The following is a 17,154-nucleotide window of genomic DNA, read 5'->3' as shown; positions in this document are numbered from 1 at the left end:
GTCAGGACGGGCCCGGCGGGACCAGGGTGGTTCACAGGCTCAGCTCCGAGCGGCGGCGGGGGTTGAGGCGGTCGCGCCAGGCGCCCGCGAGGCCCGCGATCGCCAGGGTCGGGACGATCAGGAAGAGGCCGGGGAAGAGGGTGGGCCACCAGTCGCCGGCGAGCAGCGAGCCGCGGGCCGTCTGGACCAGGTTGCCCAGGCTCGCCTGGTGTGCGGGGAGGCCGAGGCCGAGGAAGGACAGGGCGGACTCGTGCCACATGGCGTGCGGGATCATCAGGACGGCCGCGAGCCCCGCCTGCGGCAGGACTCCGGGCACGAGGTGGCGTACGGCGATCCGCAGGCGCGAGGCCCCGCCGGAGACGGCCGCGTCCACGTAGGGCCGCGCGCGGAGCGAGAGGACCTCGGCGCGCACGATGCGGGCCGTGGACAGCCAGTGCGTGAGCGCCACGGAGACCACCACCGGCCACACCCCCGGCCGGAACATCGCCACGACGAAGACGCCCAGCAGCAGGTGCGGGACGGACGCGAGGGCGTCCACCACCCGCATGACGAACCGGTCCGTCCATCCGCCCAGCGCCCCCGCCGCGGCGCCGACCGCCGTGCCGATGACCGTGGCGGTCAGCGCCGCCACCAGGCCGACCAGCAGCGAGACCCGCAGCCCGTGGACGCAGCGCAGCAGCAGGTCGCGGCCCACGTCGTCGGTGCCGAAGGGATGGGTCCACGAGGGCGGTCGGAGTTTTGCCGACAAGTCGACTGCCTGCTGGTCCAGCTGGACGAGCGGCGGCACCAGCAGCACCGCGAGCGCGATCAGCGCGGCGATCACCGCCGAGGTTCGCACCCGCACGGCACGCGGGGAGCGCCGCTCCCGGCCCCGGGACCGCCAGGTCACCCCCGTCCCGCCCGCCGCCCGGGTCGCGCCGGCCGTCCCGGATGCGGCGGCCGCCTCGGATGCACCGGTCACCGCGGTCACCTCGCCCGTGTCAGCCATCGAAGCCCACCCTCGGGTCCGCCAGCCCGTACAGCAGGTCGGACAGCAGGTTCCCGGCCAGCACCGCCGCCGTCGCCAGCACCGTCAAGGCGGCCAGCAGCGGGAAGTCCACCGACGTCGCGGCCTGCACGGTGGCCGCCGCGATGCCGGGCCAGCTGAAGACGGTCTCCACCAGCAGGGCGCCGGTGATCAGTTCGGGCACCCTCGATCCGATCAGGGTCAGCATCGGGAGCGTTCCGGCGCGCAGCGCGTGGCCCAGCAGCACCCGCCGTTCCGCGATGCCCCGCGCACGGGCGCCCCGTACGGGGTCCTCCTCCAACGCGTCGGCCACGCCCTGCCGGACGTACAGGAAAAACCACGGCAGCTGCGAGACGCCCAGGACGAGTGCGGGCAGCACCAGGTGACGGGCGACCTGTCCGGCCGTGACCACGTCGCTGCCGGCGTCCGACAGCCCCCCGGACGGCAGGACCCCGAGGCGCACGGAGAAGAACCAGACGGCGAGCAGGCCCAGCCAGAAGGCCGGGGCCGCCTCCAGGGTGTACGCGAGCGCGGAGACGGCCCGGTCCAGGCGGCCGCCCTGGCGACGCGCGGCCAGTACCCCGAGTCCGGTTCCCAGCAGCACGGCCACCGCGAAGGCGCACAGCGCGAGCAGCGCCGACCAGCCGAGGCGTTCGCCGATGACGTCGGCGACGGGCCGGCGCATGACGGTGGAAACGCCGAGGTCCCCGGTCAGTGCCGAGGTGAGCCATTCCCACCAGCGTGCGAGCAGGTGCCGGTCCACGCCGAGGTTGGCCCGCAGCCGGTCGAGTTCGGCCTGCGGGGCGGTGAGGCCGGCCGTGCCGGCGTACGCCGTGACGGGGTCGAAGGGGGACAGCTCGGCGACGGCGAAGACGGCGAAGGTCACGACGAGCAGGACGGGGGCGGCGAACAGGGTCCGCCGTCCGGTCATGCGCGCCATCGGCCCCCAGGGGAGGCGGGCGCGGGCGCTCACCTGTGCTTCGGCTTCCAGTTCTCGACGTTCCACCAGGGGCCGGAGCCCAGGCCGTGGTCGTGCGGCTCCACCTGGGTCGAGGGGCCGTCCCACCGGTCGTCGACCACGTAGAGGTGGTCGATGTGCGTGAGGTACACGTAGCCCGGGTTCTGGGCCAGTTCGCGCTGGACCGTGTCGTACGCGGCCTTGCGCACGGCCGGGTCGCCGCTCTTGCGGCCGTCGACGAGCGCCTGGTCCACGGCCGGGTTGTCGTACCGGGCCATGTTGTTGAAGCCGTCGCCCGCGAGGGAGGAGGTCAGTGCCGGGTACTGGTCGAAGTCCGGGTCGGCGGGTGAGCCGCCGCCCGCGAGGACGGCGTCGGTCTTCATCCGGGGCTCGATGACCTCCCAGCCGCCGGACTCGGTCGTGACCTCGATGCCCGCCTTCTTGGCGTCGGAGGCGAAGGCCAGCGCGTGGTCCTGGCGGATCTTGTCGCCGGAGGTGTACCAGAGCGGGAAGGAGGCGCGGACGCCGTTCCTGACACGGACGCCGTCGTCGCCGGGGACCCAGCCCGCGTCGTCGAGGATCTTCTTGGCCCTCGCCAGGTCGTACGCGCGCTCCGTGCCGGCCGCGAACCACGGGCTTCCGGTCGGAACGGGGCCGTAGGCGGCCTTGCCGGCTCCTTCCAGGAGCCGGTCGACCATCGCGCCGCGGTCCACCGCGATGTCCAGGGCCCGGCGGACCGCCACGTCACCGGTCACGCCGTGGTGCGTCGGCAGGGTGACGTTGCGGTAGTCGAAGGTCTTCGCCGCGTACGTCTTGCGGGCCGCGTCCCCGGTGAAGGCCCGGGCCAGGTTCGGCGGCAGGATCGCCCCGTCCAGTTCGCCGGTGCGCAGCCGGGTGGCGCGCACGTCGTCGTCCTTGACGACGGCCATGGTGAGCTTCTTCACCGCCGGCTCGCCGCCCCAGTAGGCCGGGTTGGCCTTGAAGCTGAGCTTCTCGCCCCTGGACCAGGCGGTGAGGACGTACGGACCGGTGCCGATGGGCCGGGAGGCGAAGTCCCCGCTGTTGACGTCCTGTCCGCCCGCGATGTGTTCGGGGGCGATGGGCAGGACGGTGCGCTCGGCGAAGGGGGCGTAGGGGTACTTCAGGGTGAAGACGACCGCGTCGTCGCCGCGCGCCTCGACGCCGGCGACGGCGTCGAGCTCGGACCGGGACGGGTTGTTCGTCTTCGCGTCGAGGACCGTCTCGTAGGTGAAGACGACGTCCTTGGCCCCGAAGGGCTGCCCGTCGCTGAACTTCACGCCCTTGCGGAGCGCGTACGTGTAGGTGAGCCCGTCCGCGGAGACCTCCGGCAGGGCCTCGGCCAGCGCCGGCTTCAGTCTCATGTCCGCGTCGTGCGCCAGCAGCCCGTCGAAGATCTTCGAGTTGCCGTCCTTGCCGTAGCCCAGCAGCGGGCTGAGGGTCTCCGGCTCGTTGGCCACTCCGACCACGACGGAGTCCGCGGACCCGGAGCCGGCCGCTCCCGTGGGGTTCGAGCAGGCCGCCACGCCCGTGATGAGTGCGGCGGCCGCGGTCGCGCCGATCACGCGCCGTACGGTCCGGGCCGTCATGGTGTGCACTTCTCTCCTGTTTTCGAACACTATCTGCTGAAAAATCGTCGTTATTGCAAAGAGGTCGCAATAATGCCAGACGGGAGCGGCAGAAGACGAACGCACGGGTCTTGTCCGGCCGCCGCACGGCGTGCCATATATGTCTAGACCTTTACGAGGAGCCGGGAGAGCCGGAGGAAGAGGGCACCCGCCGTGCGCGACGCCGCAGCTAGCCCCGCACGGGCGTCCGTACGGCCCACGGCGCGGCCGGCCGGGCGCCGGGCACCGCTCGCCACCCTGGCCCTGGCCCTTGCCCTGGCCCTGACCCTGGCCCTCGCGGCGGCCGCCCTGACGGCGTGTTCCTCCGGCGACACCACTCCCCCGCCCGCGCCCGGCGGGCTCACCGCCCAGGCCGGCAGCGCCACTTCGGTCCACGTGATGTGGAGCTCCGCGGCGCCCGCCGACGCGGTGGCCGCCTTCCTGGTGTTCCAGGCGGACCGCCTCGTCCGGGAGCTGCCCGCCGACAAGACGATGGTGGACATCACCGGCCTCACCCCGCAGACCGCCTACGGCTTCACCGTCCGGGCCCGGGACACCGCCGGGAACACCTCGCCGCCCAGCGCCACCGCATCGGCCACCACCCCGGCCGCCCGGGCCGAGGACCACGGGGCCCCGACGGCCCCGCCCCGTACGGCCGGCCGTGCCCTCGGGCCCACTTCGGCCCGGCTGACCTGGGACGCCGCCTCCGACGACACGGGCGTCACCGCGTACGACGTCTACCAGGGCGCGGCCCGCATCCACAGCGTCGGCGCCGGGGTGACGGAGACGACCCTGGAGGGCCTGCGGCCCGAGACCGCGTACACCTTCACCGTCCGGGCCCGGGACGGCTCCGACAACTCCTCCCCCGACGGGCCCCCGGTGGACGTGACCACCCCGGCCGGGGCGGGGCAGCGGCCGGACACCGCGCCCGCCGCGTTCACCGCCGTCGCCTCGGCGGGCGCGGTCACCCTGGCGTGGACCGCCCCGCCGACCGGGCGGGAAACGAGCGCGTACGAGCTCTACGTCAACGGTCGGCCCACCACCGTCATCCAGTTCGGCGCGGGCGCGGTCCCGGCCGGCCGGGCCGAGCACCGCCTCGCGGTCACCGAACCGGCCGGTACCGTATGGACGGTGAAACTGCGGGCCCGACTGCCCGACGGCACCTGGGGGGCCTTCTCCGAGGAACGGCGGTTCACGCTCGTCCAGCCGGGCGCCGCCCCTTCGATCTGACCCTAACGGCACTGCGGGGAACGAACTTCGCGCACAATACAAGCGTGTTCGGTGAGTACTCGATCAACAACAATCAGCCAGATTCCTCAGGTGGCGGCACTGAGCCAGACTCTGGCGCCATGCCGGGAAACCTGCCGCCGGAGACGGCGAGCTTCGTGGGCCGCGAGCGTGAACTCGGCCTGCTGCGCGGACTGCTGGGCGAGCAGAGGCTCGTCACCCTCACGGGCGTCGGCGGCGTCGGCAAGTCCCGGCTGGCCCTGCGCGCCGTCGCGGACGCGCGCCCGCGCCCTCGCGACGGCGTCTGGTGGGTGGAGCTCTCCCCGCTGCGCGACGCCGACCTGCTCACCACCACCGTCGCGCACGCCATCGGCCTCGCCCACCAGTCCCCGCACCCCCTCGACGAGGAACTGTGCGCCTGGATGGCCGACAAGGAGCTGCTGATCGTCCTCGACACCTGCGAGCACCTGGTCGCCGCGTGCCGCCACCTGGTGGGTGAACTCCTGCAGTCCGCACCCGGGCTGACGGTGCTGGTCACCTCCCGCGAGCCGCTCGGCTGCCCCGGCGAGCAGGTGGTCGAGGTCAGCCCCCTGCCGTGCGACGGACCCGACAGCGACGCCCTCGCCCTCTTCCGGGCCCGCGCCCTCGCCGCCACCCCGGACGCCGAGGCCGCCTTCGCGGACCCGGACCGGGCGGCCGTCGCGGCGGAGGTGTGCCGCCGCCTCGACGGGATCCCGCTGGCCCTCGAACTCGCCGGCGCCCGGATGCGGTTGTGGACCCTGGAGCAGACGGCGGAACGCCTCGGCGTCCGCTTCGACCTGCTCTCCGACACCTCCGCGTCCTGCCTGCCCCGGCACCAGACCATGCGGACCGCGATCGGCTGGAGCCACGAGCTCTGCGAGCCCCTGGAACGGCTGCTGTGGGCCCGCCTCTCGGTCTTCACCGGGGACTTCGACATCGCCGCGGCGCGGGCGGTCTGCTCGGGCGGCCCGCTGCCCGCGGTGCGCGTGGAGCGGGTGCTCGCGGGCCTGGTCGCCAAGTCCGTGGTGCGGTGCAGCCAGGAGCGCGGCGCGGGAGCCCGCTACCGGATGCTGGACACGATCCGTGAGTACGGCCAGGACTGGCTGGCGGAACTCGGCGAGGTGCGGGTCCTCGCCGACCGGCACGCCCACTGGTACGCGGCGCTCTCCCAGGCCGCCGACCGGGACTGGATGAGCCCCTCCCAGGTGGACTGGTACCGCAGGATGACCACGGAGCACGCGCAGCTGCGCACCGCCCTGGAGCACCTGCTCGGTTCGGACCCCACGGCGGCCCTGGAGACCGCCGGGGCGCTGTGGTTCTTCTGGTTCTCGTGCGGACACGTCCACGAGGGCAGGGCCTTCCTGGAACGGGCCCTGAGCAAGGCCCCCGCGCCCGCGGGAGCGGCGTACACCCAGGCGCAATGGGCGCTGGGGCTCACCGCGCTGCTCCAGGGCGAGCTGGACACCGCCGAGGCGGTCGGCGAGGAGTGCACCCGCTCCGCGGCGGCCCTGGCCGACCCGGAGCCGGAGCTGCGCGCGGCCTACCTCCACGCGGTCGCGGTGCTGATGCCTGGCGATCCCCTGCGGGCCCTCACGCTCGCCGGCCCCCGGGCCCGCGCGGGCCACGGAGGACGGCCCACGGGTGCGGGCTGGCTGCTGTGCCGGCTGGCCACCGGCTACGCCCTGTGCGACCTCGGGCGCTTCCAGGAGGCCATGCGGGAGGCCCAGGGCCTGCGCGAGGCGTGCGCCGAGCTGGGCGAGCGCTGGCTGCGGGCGTACGCGGACTACATCCTGGCCGTCGCGTCCTTCAAGCTCGGCCATCACGGGGAGGCGGCCCGGCACGCGCGGGCGATGCTGTCGGGCAAGCGGCTGCTGGGCGACCGCATCGGCATCGCCCTCGGCCTCGACCTGCTCGCGGCGGCGGTGGCGGCCCTGGGCGACGGCGAACTGGCGGCGCGGCTGCTGGGCACGGGGCACGCGTGGTGGCGCACGGTGGGCAGGCCGCAGATGGGCTCGCCCTCACTGACGGCGCTGCGCGACGAGGGCGAGCGGCAGGCCAGGGCGGCGATCGGCGACGAAGCCTACGAGAGCGCCTTCCTGGGGGGTGCTGCGGCGCCCACCGGCTGAGGCTCTGCCGATGGGCGTCAAGGATCCGACTCCGGGGCTCCCGTCAGTACGGGAGGGGCCTTCCCGACGGTGTGCGCAGATCCAGGTCTCGGGGTGCGGGCTTGGGGACGGACTTGCGGATCAGCTGCTGGCGCATGCTGCCTCCTCGCTCAGACCAGGGCCGGGCGGCGGGGTTCCACCGTGCGGCCGTCGGGGAGCAGTTCGCCGGTGTCGTCGAACACCACGGCGCCGTTGCAGAGCAGGTTCCAGCCTTGTTCAGGGTGGAAGGCCACGGTGCGGGCGGCGTCGTGATCGGCGCTGTCGGCGGTCGGGCAGGGGGGCTGGTGGGAGCACATGGCGCACCTCCTCGCAGAGTGGGGCGGGAGGGCCGGTGGTCACCCGGTCGAATCCGCGATCCACGGTGGCGGTGAGTATTACTGATCGCCACCCCTGGGCGGAACCCATATTCGCCGTCCAGTTCAGGGTGTGTATGCCCGATTACCATGCGCTCATGCCCGCTATCCGGATCATTCGCCGAAGTTCTCTCGCACCCTCCGAAGCGTGGCGGCGGCTGACGGACTGGGAGCGCCACGGGGAGCAGGTCCCGCTCACCCGGACGATCGTCGGGACCGCTCCTCCCACGCACGTCGGAACACGGTTCACGGCGCGCACGGGCGTGGCCGGAATCACGTTCGACGACCCGATGGAGGTCACGGTCTGGCGGCCCCCGGGCGACACCTCGGCCGGACTGGTCCGCCTCGTCAAGCACGGCCGCGTGGTCCGCGGCTGGGCGGAGATCGAGGTCCGCCCCGCGCCCGGCGGCTGCGAGGCCGAGTGGCGCGAGGAGCTGAGCCTGCGGGGCCTGCCCCGCCTCTGCGACCCGGTGACGGCGGCGGCGGCGCGATTCCTCTTCGGCCGCGCGATGGACCGCCTGCTGCGCCCCTGAGGCCCGCGCCGCCGGTCACGGGCCGCCGGTCACGGGCCGCCCGCCGCGGCCCCCGGACCCGCGGCTATGGTTCTGCCGTCGCCGCATCCGGTGATCATCGCGAGTCCGAGGGGGATCTCCGTGGCCACCCCGCCACCTCCGCAGCCGGGCACCGGCCCGCAGTCCGCAGGGCCCTACGGTCCCTACGCCCCGGCGCAGCCGCCATCCTGGCCGGGAGCGGCTCCGGGAGGCCCGTACGCCCCGCCGCCGCCCGCGGGTCCTCACGGGCCGGCCGTGCCCGCGCAGCAGGGGCCGTACGGTTCCTGGTCCGCGCCACAGCCCTCGTACGGCCACCCGGGGTGCCGCCTCTGCGGGGCGCGGCCGGCCGCGGAAGCGACCGTGCGCGGCCACCAGGGCATCATCGTGCTGATGCGCTTCCTGAGCCTGCGCGGGCCGTTCTGCCGCGACTGCGGGCTCGCCACCTACCGCCGCATGTCCTCGGACACCCTGTGGCAGGGCTGGTGGGGTCCGCTGTCGCTGTTCATCACGCCGGTCACGGTGCTGGTCAACCTCGGCCCCCGGGCGGCCTTCCGCCGCCTCGGGCCCCCGGAGGGCGGCTTCCGGCCGGCGCTCGACCCGGGCAAGCCGCTGCGCCGGCGCCCGGTCGTGCTGCTGCTGCTCGCGCCCGTGCTGCTCGTCGTCCTCGGGATCCCGGCCCTGATCGCCATCGGCCTGCTGGCGGGCGACGACGAGCCGCTGACCCTGTCCCCGGGGCAGTGCGTGCGCAACGTGGGCACCCTGAAGGACCAGAAGCTCGTGGTCACGGACTGCGGCTCGCCCCGCGCCGAGTACCGCGTCGACAAGCTGCTGGACGGCGACCGGCCCTGCCTCCCGGATGCCTACCTCGCCTCCCCCGAGTACGGCCCCGGCGGCTACGGCCTCTCCTGCCTGACGCCGCTGCGCGACCACTGACGCGAGACGCCGGCGCCCCCGCCCACCGCGAGGTGGACGGGGGGCGCCGGCGCGAGGCCGCGATCGGCCGCGGTCAGCGGATCGGCATGTCCGCGAGGGTGCGGGCGATCACCAGCCGCTGGATCTCGCTGGTGCCCTCGAAGATCGTGTAGATCGCGCTGTCGCGGTGCATGCGCTCCACCGGGTACTCGCGGGTGAATCCGTTGCCGCCGAGGATCTGGATCGCCTGCGCGGTGACCTTCTTGGCGACCTCGCTCGCGAAGAGCTTGGACATCGAGCCCTCCGCCGAGGTGAAGGGCTTGCCCGCGACCGCCATCCAGGAGGCCCGCCACACCAGCAGCCGGGCCGCGTCGATGGAGGTCCGCATGTCGGCGAGCTGGAACGCGACGCCCTGGTTGTCGATGATCGGCCGGCCGAACTGCGTACGGGTCTTCGCGTAGTCCAGCGCCACCTCGTAGGCGGCGCGCGCCGTGCCCACGGCCATGGCGCCGACGGCGGGCCGCGAGGCCTCGAAGGTGGCCATGGCCGCGTTCTTCACCCGCTCGCCGCCGCCCGCCCTCGCCCGCTCGCGGGCCCGCGCGAGGCGCTCGTCCAGCTTCTCCTTGCCGCCGAGCAGGCAGGAGCCGGGGATCCGGCAGTCCTCGAGGACCACCTCGGCGGTGTGCGAGGCGCGGATGCCGTGCTTCTTGAACTTCTGGCCCTGGGAGAGGCCGGGGGTGTTCGGCGGCACGATGAAGGAGGCGTGGCCCTTGGTGCCCAGCTCGGGGTCGACGACGGCCACGACGATGTGGACGTTGGCGATGCCGCCGTTGGTCGCCCAGGTCTTGGTGCCGTTGAGCACCCACTCGTCCTTGGCCTGGTCGTAGACGGCGCGGGTGCGCATGGCACCGACGTCGGAGCCGGCGTCGGGCTCGGAGGAACAGAAGGCGGCGAGCTTCACGTCGTCGGGGGTGCCGTACATCTGCGGGATCCAGGTCCCGATCTGCTCCTCGGTGCCGTTGGCGACGACGCCGATGGCGGCGAGTCCGGTGCCGACGATGGACAGCGCGATGCCCGCGTCGCCCCAGAACAGCTCCTCCATGGCCATCGGGATGCCGAGGCCGGTCGGGTCGAAGAACTGCTGGGCGTAGAAGTCGAGCGAGTAGATGCCGACCTTCGCGGCTTCCTGGATGACGGGCCACGGAGTCTCTTCGCGCTCGTCCCATTCCGCGGCGGCGGGACGGATGACGTCGGCGGCGAAGCCGTGGATCCAGTCCTGCATCTGCTTCTGGTCGTCGTTGAGCTCCATGGTGAACTCCGCCATGTTCCCTCCAGCTTTCGTGTCGCAACGCCGCACACCTAGTTACCAACGGTAACCCCTACGGTGCACCCAGTCTGTTACCGGCCGGTAAGCACTGTCAAGCAGCGCCGGTACCAGGCCTCCGATGGGATCCTCAGGGTGGGTGGGGTGTTACGTTGCGTGGGCGTCACGCACATCGCAAGGGCGGGGAGAGAAACACGTCATGGAGACCACACAGCCGACCGGCGAACCGGGAGCGGGCGAACGCCGCCGGCGGGAGCTGCTCGAGGCGGCAGACCGGGTCGTGCTCCGGGACGGCCCCAAGGCGTCCATGAACGCCATCGCGGCGGAGGCCGGCATCACCAAGCCGATCCTCTACCGCCACTTCGGCGACAAGGCCGGCCTCTACCAGGCCCTCGCCGTCCGGCACACGGACGCCCTGCTCGACTCGCTGCGCGCGGCGCTCGACGCCCCCGCGGAACGGCGCCGGCGGGTGGAGGCCACCCTCGACACCTATCTCGCCGCCATCGAGGCCCGCCCGCAGGTCTACCGCTTCCTCATGCACCCCGCCGAGGACACCCAGACCACCGGGACCGCCGAGGGCGGCTTCGACGTGGGCCTGCACTCGGCCCCGCTGCTGCGCCGGCTCGGCGAGGAACTGGCGCAGGTGATCGGCGAGCGCGTGGACCTCGGCCCCGGCGGCGAACGCCTGGCCCGGGTCTGGGGCCACGGCATCGTCGGCATGATGCACGCGGCGGGCGACTGGTGGCTCGGCGAGCGCCCGTGCGAGCGCGCGGATCTGGTCGCCGGCCTGACCGACCTCCTGTGGGGCCGCCTGGCCACGGCCGGCAACCGCGCGGACGGCCCCGGCTTCTGAGGAGGAGCCCCGGGGCGGGCTCACTCCCCCAGGGCGTGGATGCCCGCGGTGCCCCAGTCCGTCTTGCGGATCTGCCGCCGCAGCTTGCGCGCCCGCAGGCCCGTCACCCGCTCCGCGTAGACGGTCCCGTCCAGGTGGTCGCACTCGTGCTGGAGACAGCGGGCGAAGAAACCGGTGCCCGTGACGCGCAGCGGCGTCCCGTCGGAGGTGACCCCCTCGACCACGGCCTCGTCGAAGCGGACCGTGTCCGCCTCCAGCCCCGGCAGGGACAGGCAGCCCTCGGGACCTCCGTACGCGTCCCCGTCGGCGCGCACCAGGCGCGGGTTGACGATGTGCCCGACGTGGCGGACGTCCTCGTCGTCGGGGCAGTCGTAGACGAACACCCGTCGCCCGACGCCGATCTGGTTCGCGGCGAGGCCGACGCCCTGGGCGGCGTACATCGTGGCGAACATGTCCTCGATGAGCCGGTCGAGGGCCGGTCCGAACTCGGTGACCTCCGCGCAAGCGGAATGGAGCACCGGGTCGCCCAGCAGGCTCATGGTGCGGACGATGCCGGAGGTACCGGGGAGGGGGCGCTGTCGCATGGCCGTAAGGGTACGACGGGCGACTATATGAGGAGATCTTCGGCTGACCGGGGGCGCCGCGGTCGGGGCGCGGGCAGGTACTGGATAGGCTGGGGGCGACCGACGCAAGGAGGACAAGGGACGATGGCAGGCAACACAGAGCCGCTTTCGCCGCGGGCCAAGCTGGCCGTGACGGCGGGCAAGGCCGCGGCGGCGGTGTCGCGGGCCGCGGGACGCGGAAGCGGATCGGTGATCGGAGGCAAGGTCGCGCTCAAGCTCGACCCCGATCTTCTCGGCGCGCTGGCACAGCATCTCGACGTCGTCCTCGTCTCGGCGACGAACGGCAAGACCACGACGACCCGGCTGATCGCGGAGGCCCTGCGGGCCAGCGGTCCGGTCGTCTCCAACGCGCTGGGCGCGAACATGCCCGCGGGCATCACCTCTGCCCTGGCGGGCGGTTCGGACGCCCGTTACGGCGTCATCGAGGTGGACGAGAAGTACCTGGCCGGAGTGGCCCGGGACGTCACCCCCAAGGTGATCGCCCTGCTCAACCTCTCCCGCGACCAGCTGGACCGCGCGGCCGAGACCCGCATGCTCGCGGAGAAGTGGCGCGAGGGCCTCTCGGGCTCCAAGGCCGTCGTCGTCGCGAACGCGGACGACCCGCTGATCGTGTGGGCGGCCTCTTCCTCGCAGAACGTGGTGTGGGTCGCCGCCGGCCAGGAGTGGAAGGACGACGCCTGGTCGTGCCCCTCCTGTGGTGGCGTCATGCAGCGCCCGGGCGACGACTGGTTCTGCGGCGAGTGCGGTTTCCGGCGCCCCACCCCGAGTTGGGTGCTCTCCGGCGATCACGTGCTCGACCCGCACGGCAGCGCCTGGCCGATCAACCTCCAGCTGCCGGGCCGCGCCAACAAGGCCAACGCGGCGACCTCGGCCGCCGTGGCCGCCGTCTTCGGCGTCCCGCCGCAGGTCGCGCTGGAGCGGATGTACCAGGTGCAGGCCGTCGCCGGCCGCTACGACGTGGTGAGCTTCCAGGGCCGTGAACTGCGGCTGCTGCTCGCGAAGAACCCGGCGGGCTGGCTCGAGACCTTCTCGCTGATCGACCCGCCGCCGACGCCGGTGATCCTGTCGGTGAACGCGCGCGGCGCGGACGGCACCGACACCTCCTGGCTGTGGGACGTGGACTATCCGCGGCTGGCCGGCCACCCGATCTTCGTGATCGGCGACCGCAAGCTGGACCTCGCGGTCCGCCTCGAGGTCGCGGGCCTGGACTTCCGGGTGTGCGAGACCCTCGACGAGGCCGTGCAGCTGGCGCCGCCCGGACAGATCGAGCTGATCGCCAACTACACCGCCTTCCAGGACGTGCGCCGCCGCGTCGGCAACTAGGACCCGTGAGGACAAGAGCATGAGCGACAACAGCCTGCGTCTGGTGTGGGTCTACCCCGACCTGCTCAGCACGTACGGAGACCAGGGCAACGCCCTCGTCGTGGAGCGCCGGGCCCGTCGGCGCGGCCTGGACGTCCAGCGCGTGGACGTGCGCAGCGACCAGCCGATCCCCACCTCGGGCGACATCTACCTGATCGGCGGCGGCGAGGACCGGCCGCAGCGCCTGGCCGCGGAGCGGCTGCTGCGCGACGGCGGTCTCGAGCGGGCCGTCTCGAACGGGGCGATCGTCTTCTCCGTCTGCGCCGGATACCAGATCCTGGGCCAGGAATTCGTCAACGACGTCGGCCAGCGCCAGGAGGGCCTCGGCCTGCTGGACGTGGTGACCGTGCGCGGCGAGGGCGAGCGGTGCGTCGGAGACGTGCTCGCGGACATCGACCCGCAGCTCGGCCTGCCGCAGCTCACCGGCTTCGAGAACCACCAGGGCATCACGCACCTCGGCCCGACGGCGAAGCCGTTCGCCCGGGTCACGATGGGGCGCGGCAACGGCACCGGCGACGGCACCGAAGGCGCGTACAACGACACGGTGTTCGGCACCTACATGCACGGTCCCGTGATGGCGCGCAACCCGCAGATCGCGGACCTGCTGCTGAAGCTGGCCCTCGACGTGAACGCGCTGCCGCCCGTCGACGACCGCTGGTACGACGCGCTGCGCGCCGAGCGGATCGCTGCGGCCACCCAGCCCGCGTAGGTCCGCCGAACCGCCGCGGACCCGGCGTCCGGCCCGGAGTCCCCTCGGGGATTCCGGGCCGACGTGTTTTCGTACGACCGGACCTGACCAGCATGTGGAGGATGGTTCAGTCCACCGGGGATCGACTTGTAGGGTGCAGGGTAGTTCCAACCGGACGACGTGGTCCGGTCGTCGGCCCACGTTGCAAAGGTCCTTCCTGCCATGCGCATAGGTGTGCTCACTTCCGGAGGCGACTGCCCCGGCCTCAATGCCGTCATCCGCTCCGTCGTACACCGCGCCGTCGTCGACCACGGCGACGAAGTCATCGGTTTCCACGACGGCTGGCGCGGCCTGCTGGAGTGCGACTACCGCAAGCTCGACCTGGATGCCGTCAGCGGCATCCTGGCCCGTGGCGGCACGATCCTGGGCTCTTCCCGGGTCCAGCCCGCCCATCTGCGCGACGGCGTGGAGCGGGCCCGCGGCCACGTCGCCGACCTCGGCCTGGACGCCATCATCCCGATCGGCGGCGAGGGCACCCTGAAGGCCGCGAACCTGCTCTCGCAGGGCGGTCTGCCGATCGTCGGCGTCCCGAAGACCATCGACAACGACATCGCCTCGACCGATGTCACTTTCGGCTTCGACACCGCCGTCGGCGTCGCCACCGAGGCGCTGGACCGGCTCAAGACCACCGCCGAGTCCCACCAGCGCGTGATGGTCGTGGAGGTCATGGGCCGCCACACCGGCTGGATCGCCCTGCACTCGGGCATGGCGGCCGGCGCGCACGCGATCGTCGTGCCGGAGCGCCCCTTCGACATCGAGGAGCTGACGACGATCGTCGGCGAGCGCTTCTCCCAGGGCAAGCGGTTCGCGATCGTCGTGGTCGCCGAGGGCGCCAAGCCCGCCGCGGGCAGCTCGATGGCCCTCGAGGAGGGCGGCACCGACATGTACGGGCACGAGCGCTTCGCGGGGATCGGCAACCGGCTCGCCGTCGAGCTGGAGGACCGGCTCGGCAAGGAGGCCCGGCCGGTCATCCTGGGCCACGTCCAGCGCGGCGGCACGCCCACCGCGTACGACCGGGTCCTCGCCACCCGCTTCGGCTGGCACGCGGTGGAAGCGGCGCACCGGGGCGAGTTCGGGATGCTGACGGCGCTGCGCGGCACGGACATCGAGATGGTGCCGCTCGACGAAGCGGTGCAGACGCTGAAGACCGTTCCGGCCGAGCGGTACGCCGAGGCGCAGAACGTGCTGTGATCTCTCCCCCTTTCCACGGGTCACTCCCGTAATGGCCGCCCCCGGACGACTTCCCGTCCGGGGGCGGCATTACTGTGGTGGGGCACCACAGGTCAAGGGAGTGAAGAGATTGAGTTACCTCGCGCACGAGGGCATGGACATGGATATGCCCATGGACCTGCCGCCCTTCACCCTCGGACGCGGGCTGGAGTTCTCCTTCGACGCCTTCTTCCTGATCGGCTCCCTCGTGGGCCTGGCCCTGTACGGGTGGGGCGTGGTGCGGCTACGCCGGCGCGGCGACTCCTGGCCGGTCGGCCGGGCGATCGCCTTCACCGTCGGCGTGCTGAGCGTGATGCTGATGATGTGCACCAAGCTGAACGACTACGGCATGGTCATGTTCAGCGTGCACATGGTGCAGCACATGGTGATCAGCATGCTCTCCCCGATCCTGCTGCTGCTCGGGGCGCCCGTGACGCTGGCGCTGCGCGCCCTGCCGCCTGCCGCCCGCGGGAGCAAGGGCCCGCGCGAGCTGCTGCTGATGCTGCTGCACAGCCGCTACATGAAGGTGATCACCCATCCGGTGTTCACGATCCCGCTGTTCATCGCGAGCCTCTACGGCCTCTACTTCACCCCGCTCTTCGACTTCCTCATGGGGTCGAAGACCGGGCACATCGCGATGATGGTGCACTTCCTCGCCGTCGGCCTCGTCTTCTTCTGGCCGATCATGGGCGTGGACCCGGGCCCGCACCGCCCCGGCTACGTGATGCGCATGCTGGAGCTGTTCGCCGGAATGCCCTTCCACGCCTTCTTCGGCATCGCGCTGATGATGGCGAGCCAGCCCATGGTGAAGACGTACGCGAACCCGCCGGCGTCCCTCGGCATCGACCCGCTGCTCGACCAGCAGTGGGGCGGCGGCATCGCCTGGGCCTTCAGCGAGATCCCCTCCGTGCTGGTGCTGATCGCGCTGGTCTACCAGTGGTACCACTCGGAGCAGCGGGCCGCGAAGCGCTCCGACCGGGCCGAGGACCGCAACGGCGACCAGGAGCTGGCGGCCTACAACTCCTATCTCGCCTCCCTTCAGGCGCGTGGACAGTAGCGCGGGACCCCCTTCGCGCGCGACCATGGGGCATGACCGGATCCGTGAAGGCGATGGCCGTGATGACCTTCGCCTCCCTGGTAGTGATCGCCACGTATTCCGTGGCACTCGGCAGCAACGGCTGGCTGTGGTTCGGCTGGGTCGTGCTGGGGCTGCTGACCGCGGGAATGGCCGCCTCCCGCAGCGTCTGAGCGGGCGCTTCCCCCGCGTGCCGTCCGTGACGGTCCCTCCTCGGCGGGGCTGAGCGGCCCGCTCCCCGTGGCGCGATCCGGCCCGTTCCGCCCGCCCCGCACCCCGGCGCCGTGCCACACGCCGGCGTGTCCCGGGTCCGCGCCGCCGGAGCTCCGTCCCGCCCGGCCCCTCCGGTCCGGGCCTGACCGTCCGTAAGATGTCCGTGACAACGGGATGTCGACGGGAGCGGCCTGGTGTTCTACCACTTGCTCAAGCACGTGATCCTCGGGCCGCTGCTGCGGCTGCTCTTCCGGCCACGGATCGAGGGACTGGAGAACATCCCGCAGGACGGGGCCGCGATCGTCGCGGGCAACCACCTCTCCTTCTCGGACCACTTCCTGATGCCCGCGATCCTCAAGCGGCGCATCACCTTCCTCGCGAAGGCCGAGTACTTCACCGGCCCCGGTCTCAAGGGACGGCTCACCGCCGCCTTCTTCCGCAGCGCCGGGCAGATCCCGGTCGACCGCTCCGGCAAGGACGCGGGGCAGGCCGCGATCCGCGAGGGGCTCGGGGTGCTCGGCGCGGGCGAGCTGCTCGGCATCTACCCGGAGGGCACCCGTTCGCACGACGGACGGCTCTACAAGGGCAAGGTGGGCGTGGCCGCGATGGCGCTGGGCGCCCGGGTGCCGGTCGTCCCCTGCGCGATGGTCGGGACCTTCGAGATCCAGCCTCCCGGACAGAAGATCCCGAAGGTCCGGCGGGTCACGATCCGCTTCGGCCGGCCGCTGGACTTCTCCCGGTACGAGGGGATGGAGGGTGAGCGGGCCGTGCTGCGGGCCGTCACCGACGAGATCATGTACGAGATCCTCGAGCTGTCCGGCCAGGAGTACGTGGACCGGTACGCCGCCGAGGTCAAGGCGGAGGAAGAGGAAGCGCGGAAGAAGGCCCGGCGCAGGACGCGCTGAGCCTTCTCCCGCACGGGCAGCCGT

General features: G+C 72.6%; 17 protein-coding genes. 11 read left to right on the top strand and 6 right to left on the bottom strand.

From position 1 onward, the window contains the following. Positions 1 to 31: 31 nt before the first annotated feature. Genes ACWF9Z_RS19700 through ACWF9Z_RS19690 form a run of 3 tightly spaced genes read right to left on the bottom strand, consistent with a single transcriptional unit; the run spans position 32 to position 3,571 of the window. The gene (locus ACWF9Z_RS19700; protein ID WP_453603709.1) at positions 32 to 988 is read right to left on the bottom strand and encodes an ABC transporter permease; all 957 of its coding nucleotides are present in this window, start codon (positions 986 to 988) and stop codon (positions 32 to 34) included. Continuing rightward, positions 981 to 1,946 carry an ABC transporter permease gene (locus tag ACWF9Z_RS19695; RefSeq protein ID WP_453603707.1) on the bottom strand — a complete coding sequence of 322 codons (966 nt, stop codon included), beginning with the start codon at positions 1,944 to 1,946 and terminating at the stop codon, positions 981 to 983. The genes ACWF9Z_RS19700 and ACWF9Z_RS19695 overlap by 8 nt, the downstream gene beginning before the upstream one ends. Positions 1,947 to 1,975: 29 nt before the next feature. Further along, positions 1,976 to 3,571: an ABC transporter substrate-binding protein gene (locus ACWF9Z_RS19690; protein ID WP_453603744.1), complete on the bottom strand. Its 1,596-nt coding sequence runs from the start codon at positions 3,569 to 3,571 to the stop codon at positions 1,976 to 1,978. A 192-nt stretch (positions 3,572 to 3,763) separates the two neighbouring features. Here ACWF9Z_RS19690 and ACWF9Z_RS19685 point away from each other — a divergent pair, with 192 nt between their 5' ends. Further along, complete coding sequence (locus tag ACWF9Z_RS19685; protein WP_453603706.1) at positions 3,764 to 4,819, top strand: fibronectin type III domain-containing protein; 1,056 nt, start codon at positions 3,764 to 3,766, stop codon at positions 4,817 to 4,819. A 119-nt stretch (positions 4,820 to 4,938) separates the two neighbouring features. Beyond that, the gene (locus tag ACWF9Z_RS19680) at positions 4,939 to 6,963 is read left to right on the top strand and encodes an ATP-binding protein (RefSeq protein WP_453603704.1); all 2,025 of its coding nucleotides are present in this window, start codon (positions 4,939 to 4,941) and stop codon (positions 6,961 to 6,963) included. 149 nt (positions 6,964 to 7,112) lie between these two features. On the opposite strand, the gene ACWF9Z_RS19675 is transcribed toward ACWF9Z_RS19680, so the two are convergent. After that, positions 7,113 to 7,298, bottom strand: a complete 186-nt coding sequence (locus tag ACWF9Z_RS19675) for a DUF5999 family protein (RefSeq protein ID WP_356653617.1) — start codon at positions 7,296 to 7,298, stop codon at positions 7,113 to 7,115. A gap of 155 nt (positions 7,299 to 7,453) precedes the next feature. Between ACWF9Z_RS19675 and ACWF9Z_RS19670 the strand changes: the two genes are divergently transcribed. Together ACWF9Z_RS19670 and ACWF9Z_RS19665 are read left to right on the top strand one after the other, a co-directional pair. Further along, complete coding sequence (locus tag ACWF9Z_RS19670) at positions 7,454 to 7,888, top strand: SRPBCC family protein (protein ID WP_453603702.1); 435 nt, start codon at positions 7,454 to 7,456, stop codon at positions 7,886 to 7,888. A gap of 378 nt (positions 7,889 to 8,266) precedes the next feature. Further along, positions 8,267 to 8,839, top strand: a complete 573-nt coding sequence (locus tag ACWF9Z_RS19665) for an LppU/SCO3897 family protein (protein ID WP_453603700.1) — start codon at positions 8,267 to 8,269, stop codon at positions 8,837 to 8,839. Between the two features lie 73 nt (positions 8,840 to 8,912). Here the strand turns inward: ACWF9Z_RS19665 and ACWF9Z_RS19660 are convergent, their stop codons facing one another. After that, positions 8,913 to 10,142, bottom strand: coding sequence for an acyl-CoA dehydrogenase family protein (locus ACWF9Z_RS19660; RefSeq protein ID WP_453603698.1), 1,230 nt, complete (start codon positions 10,140 to 10,142; stop codon positions 8,913 to 8,915). A 199-nt stretch (positions 10,143 to 10,341) separates the two neighbouring features. Here ACWF9Z_RS19660 and ACWF9Z_RS19655 point away from each other — a divergent pair, with 199 nt between their 5' ends. Next, a complete protein-coding gene (locus ACWF9Z_RS19655) occupies positions 10,342 to 10,995 on the top strand; it encodes a TetR family transcriptional regulator (RefSeq protein WP_453603697.1) in 654 nt (217 codons plus the stop codon). 20 nt (positions 10,996 to 11,015) lie between these two features. Here the strand turns inward: ACWF9Z_RS19655 and def are convergent, their stop codons facing one another. Continuing rightward, positions 11,016 to 11,579, bottom strand: coding sequence for a peptide deformylase (gene def / locus ACWF9Z_RS19650; protein ID WP_453603696.1), 564 nt, complete (start codon positions 11,577 to 11,579; stop codon positions 11,016 to 11,018). A gap of 123 nt (positions 11,580 to 11,702) precedes the next feature. On the opposite strand from def, the gene ACWF9Z_RS19645 reads away from it, so the two are divergent. From ACWF9Z_RS19645 to ACWF9Z_RS19620, 6 genes are all read left to right on the top strand, one after another. Next, positions 11,703 to 12,941, top strand: coding sequence for a MurT ligase domain-containing protein (locus tag ACWF9Z_RS19645; RefSeq protein ID WP_453603695.1), 1,239 nt, complete (start codon positions 11,703 to 11,705; stop codon positions 12,939 to 12,941). Positions 12,942 to 12,960: 19 nt separating this feature from the next. Beyond that, positions 12,961 to 13,689 (top strand): type 1 glutamine amidotransferase, encoded by a 729-nt coding sequence (locus ACWF9Z_RS19640; protein WP_356653603.1) that lies wholly within the window; start codon positions 12,961 to 12,963, stop codon positions 13,687 to 13,689. Between the two features lie 201 nt (positions 13,690 to 13,890). Beyond that, on the top strand, positions 13,891 to 14,919 hold the full coding sequence (locus tag ACWF9Z_RS19635) for a 6-phosphofructokinase (protein WP_453603692.1): 1,029 nt from the start codon (positions 13,891 to 13,893) through the stop codon (positions 14,917 to 14,919). Between the two features lie 145 nt (positions 14,920 to 15,064). Continuing rightward, positions 15,065 to 15,994, top strand: a complete 930-nt coding sequence (locus ACWF9Z_RS19630; protein WP_453603742.1) for a cytochrome c oxidase assembly protein — start codon at positions 15,065 to 15,067, stop codon at positions 15,992 to 15,994. A gap of 32 nt (positions 15,995 to 16,026) precedes the next feature. Next, the gene (locus ACWF9Z_RS19625) at positions 16,027 to 16,185 is read left to right on the top strand and encodes a hypothetical protein (RefSeq protein ID WP_330295170.1); all 159 of its coding nucleotides are present in this window, start codon (positions 16,027 to 16,029) and stop codon (positions 16,183 to 16,185) included. A gap of 234 nt (positions 16,186 to 16,419) precedes the next feature. Next, positions 16,420 to 17,130 (top strand): lysophospholipid acyltransferase family protein, encoded by a 711-nt coding sequence (locus ACWF9Z_RS19620; protein WP_453603691.1) that lies wholly within the window; start codon positions 16,420 to 16,422, stop codon positions 17,128 to 17,130. Positions 17,131 to 17,154: the final 24 nt, after the last annotated feature.

This window comes from Streptomyces sp. NPDC054961 (assembly GCF_053609145.1).
Note: the sequence above shows the minus strand (reverse complement) of the source record. Positions and strands in the feature narration are given on the sequence as shown.